Here is a 15,740-nt window from a genome sequence, read left to right as displayed (position 1 = left end):
AAATGTAGACAATCTTCTATTCAGATATTGTCACATTCTGTCAGAAAGCCGGATGAAACTAGAAAACAATCAATTGGTCATAGGTATAAAGTTTCTATTTTCACTGTATAGATCATGGGGATGGGCAGGAAGACTGAGCGAAAAAAGAAAAAGGACAAAACCATGTGGTTTTGTCCTTTTTGCATCAGCCGCGTTTGTTGCGGTTTCTTAAAAATGTAGGAATATCAAGGGCATCATCCGCCGGCTGTGAAGTATGGCGGTTTCCCGTGTTTTGATGCTGTGTTTCTTCTCGTTTCGGCTCACGTTTCGCAGCAGGCTGGCTTTGAGACTTCAAGCCTTGGTTTAAAGTCGGACGCTGCGGTTTTGAGTCGTCTTTCTCCTGTTCGATAAAACCGGTCGCGATGACGGTAACGACGATTTCATCTTTCAGATTTTCATTGATAACTGAACCGAAAATCATATTCACATCAGGATCAGACGCAGAAGCGACGATATCGGCTGCTTCCTGCACTTCGTAGAGGCTCAGATTTGTACCTCCCGTAATGTTCATTAAAACACCTTGCGCTCCGTCGATTGCCGCTTCAAGGAGCGGGCTGGAGATGGCCTTTTTAGCGGCTTCGGCAGCACGGCTTTCTCCTGTTGCGATCCCGATACCCATCAATGCTGAACCTTTGTTGGACATGATGGTTTTAACATCGGCAAAATCCAAGTTGATTAAACCGGGCGTCGCGATGAGGTCTGAGATACCTTGCACCCCTTGGCGAAGGACGTTATCAGCTTCACGGAATGCTTCAAGCATCGGTGTGTTTTTATCGACAATTTCTAAAATCCGGTCATTCGGAATAACGATCAGTGTGTCAACGGCTTCTTTCATCGCCGTGATACCGCCTGCAGCCTGCAGCTGGCGTTTTCGTCCTTCAAATGTAAACGGTCTTGTTACGACTCCGACAGTCAAAGCGCCTAAGTCTTTTGCAATTTGCGCAATAACCGGTGCGGCTCCCGTTCCGGTACCGCCTCCCATTCCGGCTGTAACGAACACCATGTCAGCGCCTTTTAACGCTTCTTCGATTTGTTCTTTACTTTCTTCAGCGGCTTTTTTGCCGACTTCCGGATTCGCTCCCGCTCCGAGACCGCGGGTCAGCTTTTCTCCGATCTGCATTTTCACTTCTGCTTTTGACAGGTTAAGAGCTTGCGCGTCCGTATTTACCGCGATGTACTCTACACCCTGTACTTCGTTTTCAATCATTCGGTTGACCGCGTTATTACCGCCGCCTCCTACTCCGATTACTTTAATTGATGCTAAGCCGTCTATGTTTGTTTCGAAATCCAACATGCTAAATCCTCCTAATCTGCCGAATGACTATCAATCTATTCCCAAAACATGCTTAATAGTTTTTTCATTTTGCTCGGTTTGTTGTGTTCGGCTTGTGTTTTTTGTTTTGCTTTTGGACGCTGCTGCGCCTCAGGCCGCTGATGATGTTCTTCTTCGTGAGAGACCGCGATTTCCTGCACGGCTTCTTCCGGCATATGAAAGCCTATTTTTCTTCCCTGAATTCTGGCATTTCGGCAGGCAAATTGTATCAAGCCGACACCCGTCATATATTGAGGGTCTCTTACACCGATATAATTCGGGCTTGCGACCCTGACATTGTGCCTCAGCACTTCCTGTGCCAATGAAAGCACTCCGGGCATTGCGGCCTGTCCGCCGGTCAGCACAAAGCCGCCGGGCAGATCTGTAATTCCCATATGCTCAATTTCGGCTGCGGCAATCTCAAGAATCTCTTCCACTCTTGCTTCAATAATATTGGCAATTTCCTGCTGTGTAAAAGATTGCTTTTGATTCGTTCCTATGACGGTGACTTCAAATACTTCATCTTCTGAAGCCTCATCGTAGAATGCATGTCCGAATTGTTTTTTTACTCTTTCAGCCTCTTCGGTGGAAGTGCGCAATCCGATCGATACATCTTTCGTGATGTTTTCGCCTCCGAGCGGAATGACGGCTGTCTCCTTCAGGTGCCCCTGTTCAAATACCGCCACCGTCGTCGAGCCGCCGCCGATATCAATCATGGCGACTCCGAGGTTTTTTTCGTCTTTTGACAAAGCCGCTGAACCGGCCGCAAGCGGCTGCAGGCAGATATCTGTAATTTCGACGCCCGCTCTCTCCACACAGCGAAGTAAATTATGTAAGATCGTTTTGGAGCCGGTAATCAGCGTGCCTTCTACTTCCAGGCGCACGCCGAGCATTTTTTTCGGATCGGTAATTTCGTCTCTTCCGTCAACGATAAACTGTTTCGGAACGACGTCAACGATCAGCTGCTCGTGCGGAACTGACACGACCTGTGCCGCTTCCATTACCCGGCGGACGTCTTCAACGTGAATTTCTTTGTTTTCACTGGAAACAGCGACAACGCCGTTCGTATCTTGAATATGAATATAATTTCCATTAACGCCGACAATGGCTTTTTTCAGCGGAAAACCTACCATTCTTTCAGCTTGGTCAAACGCTTTTCTTATAGAATGAACGGTTTCATCTATATCAACGATTGAGCCTTTTTTCAACCCTTCAGACGGTACATTTCCCACTCCGATAATGTTAAGGGAATCATCTGTCATTTCTCCGACGATCACTTTTGTATTGGACGTACCGATGTCAAGACTGACGTAAAGTTCATTGTTGTTCATTCTATGGCACCTCCTCACATTTCGATCAAATTCTATTCTATTATTTGCGGAACAACAATACAATGGATGTGGCTTTACAAGTGTGTAACAAAAACAACAGCATCAACAAATTTTCATCTGATTTCTCACAATTTATGTTTAATGAAACTATTCGTTATATTCTATGTATATCCTCTTTTATATCGCATTTTTTTTATTTTTTTTGGAGACGGCCCACCTTACCGTAAGATTTCTTGTCACGGGTCATCCTGTGCAATCCAGATGCAAATATACCCGCTTTCCATTAGTCTACACTAAGATGAACCTTCAGAAAAGCGATAGATATTGCCAGAAACATCCGAAAAAAGAAGAAACAGGAGGAAAATTCCAAATGCAATGATCACTGCAGATGACACGCCCATTGCATTAAGAATTTTCCGCTTGTCCGGCAGCCGGAATCCCCGGCAAAAAACAAACATAGTCATAATGATTCCGCTATCGGTTATATCGGCTGCCATGCTGATTGTAACAGTCCCTTTTGAATCACCTTAAAATTAGTCCTTTAGAACTATTGATCAGTTTCTTTTTTCTTGCCGGATTGACCTTTTTTAAATTCTTCAAAATATGTAGCGACTTCTAAGTGGATAATTCCCTTTTTTCCGCCGTCCAGCTGAGAAACGATAGAAGGATAGGTCTTCATCCGGGCGGCAAACGTTTTAATTGAAGCGGTCACCACATATCCGTCGTTCATATACAGCTTAATCCGATCCTGATCCATTTTTACCGGCGTGTAGTAGATTTCAGAAATTGACTGCTTTAACGAACCTGAAAGCTTATCAAGCTGCTCCGCCATTTTGACCCGCTTTTTCGCGTTTGTCCAGTCTACCAAAATCGGACCCGCGTCATCGGGCGTGACTTCGTTCGGCAGCACGGTGCCGTTCTCCAGCACTTCATAATACACATCATTCCGCTGCAGATACGCGATGGTCTTATATTCTTCAATGTGAATTCTGACTTTGTTAGGAAATGCTTTTGAAAGCTCCGCCTTTTTCACCAGCTTATTCTGCTCAATCTTTTCTTCTGTTTTTTTCTTGTTCAGACTCCAGAACTCGGTCTGTCCGTTATGTATATCAGAAAGCGCGCTGATCTCTTTTACAGACACGTTTTCGTTTCCAGAAACGGTGACAGAAGAGACTTTGCTGATCGGCATCTGCAAATACACGATGATTAAAACCATCATAAAAAAGAGCACAATGAATGAAATCAGCCGGCGGTTTGCTTTTTGTTTCCGCTGCTCTTTGATTTTCGGAATCCGTTCTTCAATATTTACGATTTTTTCTCTTTCATGATTCGGGTTCACTGCCTGTCCACCTCGCTAAGAATGAAACAGCTTGACATTCGTCTGATTGAAAAACAAACGGCATGCTGTGATGCCGTTTGACATTTGTTAAAAGTATATCACATGAGCTCACGTAAATCAGAGAACCTTTAGCGATTCCCGCCGATGATTTCAACTTCTGTATGCATGTCAACATCATACTGCTCACGGATGGTCTTTTTCACATACTCAATCAGGTCAAGGACGTCCTTGGCAGTCGCCCCGCCGGCATTGACGATAAAATTCCCGTGCATTTCGGACACTTTCGCTCCGCCGATCTGATATCCTTTTAATCCCGCTTTTTCAACGAGGTTTCCGGCATGATCCGGCAGCGGATTTCTGAATATGCTTCCGGCGCAGGGGCTTGAGTACGGCTGAGTATTTTTTCTGTAATCTTTGTTTTGCTGCATTTGCGCCGTGATGGCTTCCCGTTCCTTTTGCTCAAGCTTTAGAACTGCCTCGAGACACACGCCGGGACGTTTTTTCTGCAATACAGATGTTCTGTAGCTGAAGTCCATCTCTTCGTTCGTCAGCCATTCGATCGTGCCGTCTTCAAATAAGATACGGGCTTTCACGAGAATCTCACTCATATCAGATCCGTGCGCCCCCGCATTCATATAGACGGCTCCGCCGATTGATCCCGGAATGCCTGCTGCAAACTCGAGTCCGGACATTCCTTTTTTACTCATCGAAGTCGCAAGACGGACGACTGAATAACCGCCTCCGACTGTCACCTGATCGCCGTCAATCTCCAAATGATCGAGTCCCGCTCCCAGCTTAATAACAACTCCTCTTATGCCTTCATCAAGCACGAGCAGATTTGAACCGCGGCCGATAACCGTCCATGGCAGGTCATGTTTCTTCACAATATCCATAATATCTTTGACCGCTTCCACACGGTTGGGGATGATTAAAATGTCCGCCGGACCGCCGATTTTCATCGTTGTATGATTCGCGAGCGGTTCTTGTTCCAGCACTTTGCCGACTTCGCGGTCTCTTAATTCCTGAATTACGTTCTCCATCGTAAACCTCCGCATTCCATTTGCTCTATTTTTTAATGTCTTCCATGATACTGTACAGTCTGGCTGCCGCATCGGGAACACCGAGTGATTTTGTCCGCTCACTCATGTCTTTTAACGTTTCGTCATTCATTACGATTTTGTCCAGCGCAGCGATCAGTTTTTCTCCGCTGAGCTCGGTTTCTTTCAGTACGATTGCAGCGTCATGCTGGCTGAGCGCCTTCGCATTGACTTCCTGGTGATTGGCTGTCACGTACGGGCTCGGAATGAGCACACTCGGAATGCCGAGTGCAGTGATTTCCGCAATGGTTGTCGCCCCGGCTCTGGCCACAATGACATCAATTGATTTTAAGTACTCCGGCATTTGGTGCAAAAACGGTTTTGTCACCATATTATCAGCGGCTTTTCCGCCTTTCAGCTCAGCCGTTACCTTCTCATAATGCACTTCCCCGGTAATATAAAGCACTTGGTAAGGTCTCGTTTTCAATTCTTCCTGCATATCAATAACTGCACGGTTAATAGGAGCCGCACCTCTGCTTCCGCCGAAAATAAGCACCGTTTTTTGATCTTCTTTCAGCCCGAATTCAGTTAACGAGCGGCCTGTCTTAATTGAGACGACTTCAGAGGCTCTCGGGTTTCCCGTAAAAACAACTTTTTCAGCAGGAAAATGCGATTTTGCCTCTTCAAAGCAAATCGCCACCTTATTAACATATTTCGAGAGAAACTTATTCGTGATGCCCGGAAGGCTGTTTTGCTCATGAATGATCGTCGGAATTCCCATTTTTGCCGCCGCGTATACAACCGGACCGCATACATAGCCGCCTGTGCCGATAACAGCATCTGGTTTAAATTCTTTTAAATACGATTTGCTTTTCTTCACGCCTTTTAAGAAACGCATGATGGTTTTTACATTTTCAAAAGAAAGTTTTCGTTTGAAACCTGTAATTTCAATGGCGCGAAACGGAATATTTTCCCGTTCAACAATTTTTTTCTCAAGACCGTTTTCTGTTCCGATATATAAAAATTCCACGTCCGGGTGCCGGCGCTGAACTTCTTTAATAAAGGCCAAAGCCGGATAAATATGTCCTCCGGTTCCGCCTCCGCTTACTGCAATACGCATTCGTATGTCCCCCTTAATCACACAGCGATAACCCTGTTTTTTAGGACAGGGTTATTGATGTTGTCTGTTTTTTTATAAATGACGAATATATCATGAGTGATGAGGCAAGATACAGATCAATACCTCGAGTACCGGCTGACATTTAAAAGCACGCCGACCGCTGCGAGCATCAGCGTCAATGATGACCCTCCGTAGCTTAAAAACGGCAGCGTAATTCCTGTTACCGGGATCAGCCCCGTCACAACGCCGATATTAATCATGACTTGAATAGCAATCATAGAAATAATGCCGATGGCGACAAAGCTTCCGTATAAATCCGGAGCGCCGAGGGCAATCCTGACGCCCCGCCATAATAAAATACTGAACAGCAGCAATATGAGCGAACCGCCGATAAAGCCGAGTTCCTCAGATAAAATAGCAAAAATGAAATCGGTTTGCGGCTCCGGCAGGTAAAAAAACTTTTGCCGGCTTTGGCCGAGCCCCATTCCGAACAGACCGCCCGGACCTACGGCATAGAGCGACTGAATGATCTGAAATCCGCTTCCAAGCGGGTCCTCCCACGGGTTTAAGTAGGAGGTGATCCGTTTAATCCGATAAGGAGCGGACAGAACAAGCGCCGCAAATCCGCTTAAACCGATGAGTCCGAGAAACGCGAAATGAGCGATTCGCGCACCGGAAACAAATATCATCACGATGCACGTGCCCACCATCACCGTCCCCGTTCCAAGGTCGGGCTGGCACATGATAATAATAAATGCAGAAAACACGATTCCGAGCGCGGGAACGAATCCGCGTCTGAATGACGTAATGTTCTTCTGTTTTTCAGAAAGAAATTTAGCCAGAAACGCAATCATCGCGAGTTTCATAAACTCCGAAGGCTGAATGCTGAACGCGCCCACTCCGATCCAGCTTCTTGAACCGTTCCGCACCATTCCGACTCCCGGAATCAGTACAAGCACAAGCAGGAAAAAACAAATGATCAGAAGCAGCTTCGACCATGTCCGCCATGTCCAATAATCCACATTCATAATGAAAAACATGGCAATGACGCCGATTCCCGCAAACAGCAGCTGCCGTTTCGCAAAGAAAAACGAGTCGTCAAATTTATAATCCGCCCAAACCGCACTTGCACTGTAAACCATAATTAATCCTATTGTTAAAAGCAATAACGTAATGATAACTAATAACAAATCAGGCGCTGTTTTTTTAGTAGTCAAAGCAATCGACACCCCAAGCATAAGTCATTTAGGGCTGCCGATGAACAGAGACAAGCCCTTACTTAAGCATATGCACGGCATCTATAAACATGTCACCGCGTTCTTCAAATGTTTTGAACTGATCCCAGCTTGCACACGCAGGTGACAAGAGGATGACGTCTCCTTCATTTGAGAGCGCAAACGCCGCAGATACTGCTTGTTCAACATTATCGACACGTTTGACATGTTGTATTCCCAGCTCATTGCCCAGTTTTTCTATCTTCGGCGCCGTCTGGCCGAACGTAAGGACCGCTTTGACATTGTCCATATACGGTTTCAGATCGTCAAAGCCGTTGCCGCGGTCAAGTCCGCCTGCAAGCAGTATAACCGGAGCGTTGAACGCGGAGAGCGCTTTGCTTGTGGCCAAAATATTCGTTGCTTTGCTGTCATTATAAAATTTACGATTCCGAATCGCAGTCACATACTGCAGACGGTGTTTAACACCGGTAAAGCTTGTCAGCACCTTCTGAATAGCATTATTGGATGCGCCCGCCGTTTTTGCCGCGGCTACAGCGGCTAGAATATTTTCTAAATTGTGCGCGCCCGGCAGTACGATGTCATCAACAGGCAGAATCGCTTCATCGCCGAACATCAGCATCCCGTCTTTAATGAATGCGCCGCTGGACAGTTCCTGATGAACTGAAAACGGAACGGTGCCGGCTTTTCCGCCTTCGGCAAGCCGCACGACTGTTTCATCGCTTTGGTTCACGATGGCCGTATCGCTCTCAAGCTGATGCAGATACACCTTCTGCTTGGCTTTTTCGTAATTTTCACGGCTGTGGTGATAATCCAAATGAGCGTCAAATACATTTAAAATCAGGCCGATTTCAGGTCTGAACGCATGAGTCCCCATCAGCTGGAACGAAGAAAGCTCCGTGACGATCCATTCATCACCGTCAGCATGATAAGCCACTTCACTGGCGACAGTGCCGATATTCCCCGCGATCAGCGCCTTTATCGAGTCAGCCTTCAGCATTTCGTAAACCAGGGTCGTCGTTGTTGTTTTCCCGTTCGAGCCTGTAATGCCGATGAATTTTGCATTGGTGATATAATACGCAAGCTCGATTTCCGTCCAGACCGGGATGCCTCTTCTTTGCGCTTCCTCCACCATGATATTTTCATACGGGATTCCGGGATTTTTGATCAGAATGGTAATATCATGCTGATCAAAAAGTGATGTCGGATGTTCACCGCATATAACCTCAATTCCTCTTTCTGAAAGCCTTTGGGCAGGTTCGTTTTCTTCAAAGGCTTTTTGATCATTTACGACGACGTTAATGCCTTTTTCATGAAGAATTGACGCAGCCGCATATCCGCTTTTTGCCAGTCCGAGGACCAGAAAGTTTTGTTTTTGCAAAAAAAGTTCGTTTTCCACTTATAACCACACCTCGATGTAAATTCCTAAAACGGCAAGCAGCAGTCCCGCAGTCCAGAATGTGACGACAACTCTCCATTCAGACCATCCGACCAATTCGTAATGGTGGTGAAGCGGACTCATTTTAAAGATTCGTTTTCCTGTCGTTTTAAAGCTGATGACTTGTAAGATAACAGATAAGGTCTCAATAACAAAAACTCCGCCGATAATGACGAGCAGAATTTCAAGCTTCGTCAAAATGGCAACGGTCACGATGGCTCCTCCGAGCGCAAGCGAACCGGTATCCCCCATAAATACTTTGGCGGGATGGGCATTGAATACAAGAAAACCGAGAACGGCGCCGACAACGGCAACCGAGAAAATCGCAACGTCATATTGTGACTGGTTCCACGCAAGGATCGCGAAAGCGCCGAATGCGATAGCAGCGGTACCGGACAAGAGACCGTCCAGACCGTCTGTCAGGTTGACGGCGTTTGAACCTCCGACAAGCATAAAGAGAACGAGGATAAAGTATCCCCAGCCGAGATCGATTGACAGATGTGTTCCCGGCACCCTGATGCCGGTTGAAAAATGGCAGTAATGATATACTCCGTAGAATACAATGGCGATAATGATCTGGCCGATCAATTTCTGCTTCGACGTTAATCCGAGATTCCGTTTCATCACCACTTTAATATAATCATCCAAAAAGCCGAGCAGGCCGTATCCGATCGTGACAAACAGCAGAAGAAACATTTCCGCGCTCAAATGCGAAAATTTCTGCGTCATGACAATCGCCGTAATGGCGATGGATACGATAATCATGACCCCGCCCATCGTCGGCGTCCCTGATTTTTTCATATGTGATTTCGGCCCTTCTTCCCTGATGCTCTGGCCGAATTTTAAGCGTCTTAAAAACGGGATAAGAATCGGAGATATCAGAACACTGATTAAAAATCCCATTATTATTGTAAATAAAATCACTTGCTCAAGCATTGCTCTTTTCTCCTCCCGTTTCGTTCAAACGACATACGTATTTATCATATTCACATTGTTTCCCCGTAATTCTTTTCATTTCCCTCATTCTAACACTCTTTCCTGTTTTACTTTTTATTCAGCTCAACGATAGCTCTTCCCGCTACTTCGGCGTCATCAAAGTCGAATGTTTCATTGCCGATCTGCTGATAGGTTTCATGCCCTTTTCCGGCAATCAGGACCACATCACCCTTTTTCGCGTTGGCAATGGCAAAAAAGATGGCCTGCTCGCGGTTGGCGATACTGTGATAGTAAGTTCCTTCTACTCCTCTTTCCATATCTCTTAATATGGCCAGCGGGTCCTCGCTTCTCGGGTTATCTGAGGTAAAGATCGGTTCGTCGGCAATCCGCACCGCAATTTCCGCCATTTTCGGGCGTTTTGTTTTGTCCCGGTCACCGCCGCAGCCGACGACGACGAAAAGCTTGCCCTCTGTCATGTCTTTGCATGTATTCAGGACGTTTTCCAGACTGTCAGGCGTGTGCGCGTAATCGACGACGACAGGGAACGGCTGATTGTGATTCACCAGTTCAAACCGGCCTCTGACACCTTGCAGCTCTTCAAGTGCGCTTGTGATCGTATCGAACGGGAGACCCGCTGCGATCGCTGTCGCCGCTGCAGCCAGTACGTTATACACATTGAACCGGCCGACGAGTGAAACCGTGATCTGTTTTGTTCCTTTTGGCGTAACGAGTTCAAAGCTTGTGCCTTGCGCAGAGATCTCAATTTGTTTCGCCATGACATCGGCATCGTTTTCGATTCCGTATGTAAGGATGTGTGCCGCCGTCACTCTTTCAAAATAAGCGCTAGCTTTGTCATCTGCGTTTAAAACGGCCCGCTTCGGCTTTTCATGGTTGAAAGAGCCGCCCAGCTGGGAAAACAGGAGGCTTTTAGCCTGTCTGTAGTCTTCCATCGTCTTGTGATAGTCTAAATGGTCCTGCGTCAGATTCGTGAACACGGCGATATCATAATCGCAGCCGTGAACCCTGCCGAGTGACAGAGCGTGAGAAGACACTTCCATAATGGCTGTATCAACATGCTCGTCATTCATTTTCTTGAACGTTTTTTGCAGTGTGACGCTTTCGGGTGTTGTATTTTTGACCGGGAATGTCTCATCACCGATTTTAATGTACATCGTTCCGATTAAACCGGTCTGTCTTCCCGCTTTTTTAAAAATCTCCTCAACCATATGCGTCGTTGATGTCTTGCCGTTTGTGCCGGTGATGCCGATAAGCTGAAGTTTCTTTGTCGGCTGCCCGTAAAACGCATCAGAAAGAACGCTGAGCGCCCGCTGTGACCGGCGGACGATAATGACAGGAATATCGACGTCAAGCTCTTTCTCGGCGACGATGGCCGCTGCGCCGTTTTCTGCGGCTTTTTGGGCGAAATCATGTCCGTCCACCGTATACCCTTTTATACACACAAAAAGACTCCCTTTTCTCACTTCCCTGGAGTCCATCTCAATTGAAGTTATATCAGGGTCATGAAAGTCATTTTGAACAGGTTCGGCCATTAAATATGTAAGCAGCTTTGTAAGTTTCATTGTATCAAACCTCTCAGAAATTCTATTCATTCTTTTATCATGATAATTGTTTGTAAAAGTCAGAATGGCTTTTAAACATACAGTTCATATTTTAGCGTAAATAAAAGGATACATCCAGTTAATCTTAAAAGTTATCTTCTTTTTTTATCTTTATGATAAAAGGCAGCCGAAAACAATCGGCTGCCTCAAAAAGACTCATTCTTCACTCAAGTAAACACGGATCTTTGAGCCTTCTTTTACTTTCGTTCCGGCTGCAGGTGATTGCTTCACAATTTTGCTTCCTTTTCCTGAGGAGTCTATATTCAAATTGACAAGCAGCGACTCAAGATCAGAGACAGACATCCCTACAACATTCGGAACCTCTATTGTTTTTGTGTCGTTCCATTGATATTTTTTCTCGATTTGATTTTTTCGCGGTTTAACGCCGAGCTCCGGCAGACTGTCTCTCATCATATTTCCGACAATCGGGGCGGCGACGGTTCCCCCGAATTGAATCGTGCCTTTCGGATTATCAACCGCGACATATACGACAAGGCTCGGGTCATCAGCCGGCGCAAAACCGATAAAGGAGACGATATGGTTGTTTTCGAGATATTTGCCGTCTTTGACCTTTTGAGCCGTTCCAGTTTTCCCCCCAACGCGATATCCTTCTACAAAGGCATTCCGCCCCGTTCCCTGAGCGACGACGCTTTCTAAAGCGTATCTGATCTGCTTTGACGTTTCCTGGGAAATAACTTGTCTTTTCGCAATCGGCGATTGTTTCTTAACGGTTTTTTTCGTGACGGGATCAACCCACTCTTTGGCGATAAACGGAGTATAAAGCGTTCCGCCGTTTATTGCTGCGGATACGGCTGCCACCTGCTGAATCGGCGTGACGGAAACCCCTTGTCCGAAAGCGGTTGTCGCCTGTTCGACCGGGCCGACTCTGTCAAGCGGAAATAAGATTCCCGTTCCTTCCCCCTGCAGATCGATGCCTGTTTTCTTTCCAAATCCGAAGTCCTTAATATATTGAAACAGCTTTTGTTTTCCGAGCCGTTCCCCAAGCTGTACAAACCCAGGGTTGCAGGAATTTTGAACGACTTCAAGGTAAGACTGCGAACCGTGGCCGCCCTTTTTCCAGCATCTGAGGCGGGCGCCGTCCACCTCGGCAAATCCTTTGTCATAAAAATGATCTCTTTGCAAGTTTACTTTTTGCTCTTGGAGCGCCGCCGCAAGCGTAATAATCTTAAAGGTCGAACCCGGTTCATACGTACTCCATACCGGCAGATTCCGGTTGTAAACGGACGGATCCACTGATTGATAGTCAGCCGGATCAAAATCAGGACGGCTTGACATTCCCAGCACTTCTCCGTTTTTCGGATTCATTGCGACCGCAATCATTCCGTCCGGGTTGTATTTCGCCGCTGCATTGTCGAGCTCTCGTTCTATAATCGTCTGAACCTTGGCGTCAATCGTCAATTTCATATCAAGTCCGTCTTTCGGAGGGGTGTAATCATCCGCTTCATCAGGCATTTTCTTCCCCTTGGCATCCGTATAAAATTTCACGGAGCCCTTTACACCTTTTAAGTCATCATCATAATAAGCCTCCAGTCCGAGAAGGCCCTGGTTATCAATACCGGCAAAACCGAGAACATGGGACAAAAAGCTTCCGTACGGATAATGACGGATGCTGTCTTCAGCTACATAAACTCCTTTTAAATCGAGCGCTTTGATTTCTTTCGCTTTTTTATTTGAAATTTTCCGGCCCTCGGGTGAGATTTTTTCTATGGATGTTTTCTTTGTAATGTGTTTGTAGACCTTCTCTTCTGACATATTTAAAACTGACGCGAGAAGCTTGCCCGTTTTTATGGGATTTTGAATCTGGCGCGGTACGACAAAGACGGTCGGCGCGCTTTTATTAGTAGCCAGCTTCACGCCGTTCCGGTCAAGGATCTCTCCCCGCTCAGGCTCAAACGGCAAATTCCGGCTCCAGGAATCCTTCGCCAGCGAAGTCAGCTTTTCCCCCATTACAAATTGGACATAGCCTAATCTGCTGTCAATGATCAAAAAAATGATCACGCCAAAAAGCAAAACCAGTAATAAACGTTTTCGAACCGTTACATTTGAAACGCGCAAGGGACCGTCCACTCCTTATTTAGGCTTGTTTCATTTTATGCCTCAGCTTGGACACATAGAACGGCGCGCATAAAAAAGAAGCCCGCGGGCATCCGCGGACTTCTCTGTCCCGTTAATCAGGATTTTTAAATTTCACCTTGATCACGGTATTTCCCTTCAGTTCTTTGCCTTTTTTGACACTTTGGCTGGCAGCGTAACCTTCGCCGCTCACATCAATGTGAATGCCTGATACCTTGCTGAATTGAAGCACTTCCCGTCTCGACCATCCGGACATATCCGGCATCGTCATCTTTCCGTCTGTTTTTAAGAAGATTTTCTGATTGGTGATCACATCTTCTCCGGCTTTCGGATACTGCTCTTTTACGGCAACATCACTGCCGATGACAATCGGTGTGAGATGTTCATTTTTCGCTTCCTTCTCAGCATTCGTAACCGTCTTGTCTGTCAGATCAGGCATCTTTTGGCTTTTCGTTTCTTCCTGGCCGGAATCTGACTTTTCCGTCGGCTCGATGTTCAGATAATGCAAACTGTTTTTCATCGTCGGGTTAAAGATTTCCGCGACAGGATCGGAGCTGCTTTGGCCCGCTTTTAATTGCGGCTGCTGCACGGCTACATAGATGACGAGCTTAGGATCATTTTTCGGCGCCATGCCCATGAATGAAAACACATAGTTGCTCGTCCCTTTCAAATATCCGCCCGTCCCCGCGATTTGCGCGGTTCCCGTTTTCCCCGCAACATCAAAACCTTCAATTTTATAAGGCTTTCCCGTTCCGATGTCTGACGTCACGACTTCTCCGAGCAAATTCCGGACTTGTTTGGCTGTATCAGCCGAAATCGGCGTGCCTGCTTGTTCGGGCTTTGTCTGCTTGACGACTTTTTTCGTATCAGGGTCGACGATATGGTCAATGACGTAAGGCTTCATCATTTTGCCGTTATTGGCAATCGCCGTGACTGCCTGAAGCTGCTGAATCGGCGTTATCGCCGATGCTTGGCCGTAAGCCGTAGACGCTTTATCAAAATCATATTTGAAGTTAATTTTACTTGATACTTCACCGGGCAGATCAATCCCTGTTTTTTGATAGAGCCCGAATTTGTGCAGGTACTCATTAAACCGGTCAAACCCGAGTTTTTCATTTGCCAGCTTGGCGAAAGCAACATTTGACGACCTCATGAGGCCGTCATGGAAGCTTGTCATGCCCCAGCCGGCTCCGTCGTTCCAATCTCGTACTGTTCCGCCGCCTACTTTATATGTTCCTGATTTATATTTCTCGTTTGCAGAGAACGCGTTTTCCTGAATCGCCGCGGCAAGCGTAAAGATCTTCATCGTCGATCCCGGTTCATACGCATACGACACTAAGTCGTTGTAATAATTGGTGACGTTTCTGAGATTCGGGTCAAAACTCGGACGCTGCCCCATCGCAAGCACTTTGCCTGTTTTCGGTTCTACGACAGCCGCCATGATTTTTTTCGGTTTATATTTTTCCGCCACTTTCATCATGCTGTCTTCCAAAAAGGTTTGAATTTTCTGATCAATGGTTAAATATACATTGTCACCGTTTTTAGGTGCGGTGATTTTTTCTTTGCTGTTCGGAAGTTTCCAGCCGGATTTATCACTTTCATACGTGACAGATCCGTCGCGTTCCGTCAGATAGCTGTTCAGTATTTTTTCCAGCCCTAAAGATCCTTGTATCTGGTTTGTTTTTTCATTTACATCAGCATAGCCGAGAACATTTGATAAAAACACGCCATTCGGATAGTAGCGCTTCGTATCTCTTAAGAAAGAAATACCCGGAAGATTCATTTTTTCGATCTTTTGCTTTTTCGCATAAGAGATATCGCGGCCGGCTGAACCGAATTCCACCTGCTTCGCGCCATTCCTGTTTAAGATGTCCAGAATCTCGCTTTTGTCCAGGTCAATAACGGACGCCAGCTTTTCCGCTGTCTTCTCTTTGTCTTTGACATGCTGAGGATGCTTCTTGTCGGTCGTCATCTTTTTATCAAGCACGGCAATGAGCTTATAAGTCGCCGTGTCCTCAGCGAGCACTTTGCCGTTCCGGTCAAGAATGGAGCCGCGGCTCGCTTCTATCGTCCGCTTTTTTTCGTGCTGCTCGGTCGCTTTTGTTGCAAGTTCCACCCCGTTAGCTTTACCGGTTAATTGAATGTACGCCATTCTCCCGAGAATGACAAAGAAAAAGAGAGCGAAACAAATACTCAGTATCGCTGCTCCTCTGTTCATAAACTTATTTTTTTTAGGCATGGGT

Annotated in this window: 11 protein-coding genes; all 11 read right to left on the bottom strand. The window is 46.3% G+C overall.

Going from position 1 to position 15,740, the window contains the following annotated elements; all coding sequences use genetic code 11:
- Nucleotides 1–184: 184 nt before the first annotated feature.
- Nucleotides 185–1,333: a cell division protein FtsZ gene (ftsZ, locus tag ABDB98_RS07865; protein WP_438421878.1), complete on the bottom strand. Its 1,149-nt coding sequence runs from the start codon at nucleotides 1,331–1,333 to the stop codon at nucleotides 185–187.
- A 35-nt stretch (nucleotides 1,334–1,368) separates the two neighbouring features.
- Nucleotides 1,369–2,682 (bottom strand): cell division protein FtsA, encoded by a 1,314-nt coding sequence (gene ftsA / locus ABDB98_RS07860; protein WP_003154425.1) that lies wholly within the window; start codon nucleotides 2,680–2,682, stop codon nucleotides 1,369–1,371.
- Nucleotides 2,683–3,229: 547 nt separating this feature from the next.
- Nucleotides 3,230–4,021 carry a cell division protein FtsQ/DivIB gene (locus tag ABDB98_RS07855; protein ID WP_438421877.1) on the bottom strand — a complete coding sequence of 264 codons (792 nt, stop codon included), beginning with the start codon at nucleotides 4,019–4,021 and terminating at the stop codon, nucleotides 3,230–3,232.
- A 128-nt stretch (nucleotides 4,022–4,149) separates the two neighbouring features.
- Nucleotides 4,150–5,061: a UDP-N-acetylmuramate dehydrogenase gene (gene murB, locus ABDB98_RS07850; RefSeq protein WP_047475120.1), complete on the bottom strand. Its 912-nt coding sequence runs from the start codon at nucleotides 5,059–5,061 to the stop codon at nucleotides 4,150–4,152.
- Nucleotides 5,062–5,086: 25 nt separating this feature from the next.
- Nucleotides 5,087–6,178, bottom strand: coding sequence for an undecaprenyldiphospho-muramoylpentapeptide beta-N-acetylglucosaminyltransferase (murG, locus tag ABDB98_RS07845; protein ID WP_438421876.1), 1,092 nt, complete (start codon nucleotides 6,176–6,178; stop codon nucleotides 5,087–5,089).
- 116 nt (nucleotides 6,179–6,294) lie between these two features.
- Complete coding sequence (spoVE, locus tag ABDB98_RS07840) at nucleotides 6,295–7,395, bottom strand: stage V sporulation protein E (protein WP_003154430.1); 1,101 nt, start codon at nucleotides 7,393–7,395, stop codon at nucleotides 6,295–6,297.
- Between the two features lie 58 nt (nucleotides 7,396–7,453).
- Nucleotides 7,454–8,809, bottom strand: coding sequence for a UDP-N-acetylmuramoyl-L-alanine--D-glutamate ligase (gene murD, locus ABDB98_RS07835; RefSeq protein ID WP_438421875.1), 1,356 nt, complete (start codon nucleotides 8,807–8,809; stop codon nucleotides 7,454–7,456).
- Entirely contained in the window at nucleotides 8,810–9,784 is a 975-nt protein-coding gene (gene mraY / locus ABDB98_RS07830; RefSeq protein ID WP_007409707.1) for a phospho-N-acetylmuramoyl-pentapeptide-transferase, read from the bottom strand.
- A gap of 107 nt (nucleotides 9,785–9,891) precedes the next feature.
- On the bottom strand, nucleotides 9,892–11,364 hold the full coding sequence (locus tag ABDB98_RS07825; protein WP_269775130.1) for a UDP-N-acetylmuramoyl-L-alanyl-D-glutamate--2,6-diaminopimelate ligase: 1,473 nt from the start codon (nucleotides 11,362–11,364) through the stop codon (nucleotides 9,892–9,894).
- 195 nt (nucleotides 11,365–11,559) lie between these two features.
- Nucleotides 11,560–13,479 (bottom strand): stage V sporulation protein D, encoded by a 1,920-nt coding sequence (locus ABDB98_RS07820; protein ID WP_003154438.1) that lies wholly within the window; start codon nucleotides 13,477–13,479, stop codon nucleotides 11,560–11,562.
- A 112-nt stretch (nucleotides 13,480–13,591) separates the two neighbouring features.
- Nucleotides 13,592–15,736 (bottom strand): penicillin-binding protein 2B, encoded by a 2,145-nt coding sequence (gene pbpB / locus ABDB98_RS07815; protein ID WP_438421874.1) that lies wholly within the window; start codon nucleotides 15,734–15,736, stop codon nucleotides 13,592–13,594.
- Nucleotides 15,737–15,740 lie beyond the last annotated feature (4 nt).

The organism is Bacillus siamensis (genome assembly GCF_051628075.1).
GTDB classification, from domain to species: Bacteria; Bacillota; Bacilli; order Bacillales; family Bacillaceae; genus Bacillus; species Bacillus siamensis.
This window is presented reverse-complemented; position numbering and strand designations above follow the sequence as displayed.

Coding starts and splice junctions, on each gene's coding strand:
- ftsZ (WP_438421878.1), bottom strand. CDS start 1,333: ATGTTGGATTTCGAAACAAACATAGACGGCTTAGCATCAATTAAAGTA.
- murG (WP_438421876.1), bottom strand. CDS start 6,178: ATGCGTATTGCAGTAAGCGGAGGCGGAACCGGAGGACATATTTATCCG.
- ftsA (WP_003154425.1), bottom strand. CDS start 2,682: ATGAACAACAATGAACTTTACGTCAGTCTTGACATCGGTACGTCCAAT.
- ABDB98_RS07825 (WP_269775130.1), bottom strand. CDS start 11,364: ATGAAACTTACAAAGCTGCTTACATATTTAATGGCCGAACCTGTTCAA.
- pbpB (WP_438421874.1), bottom strand. CDS start 15,736: ATGCCTAAAAAAAATAAGTTTATGAACAGAGGAGCAGCGATACTGAGT.
- mraY (WP_007409707.1), bottom strand. CDS start 9,784: ATGCTTGAGCAAGTGATTTTATTTACAATAATAATGGGATTTTTAATC.
- murB (WP_047475120.1), bottom strand. CDS start 5,061: ATGGAGAACGTAATTCAGGAATTAAGAGACCGCGAAGTCGGCAAAGTG.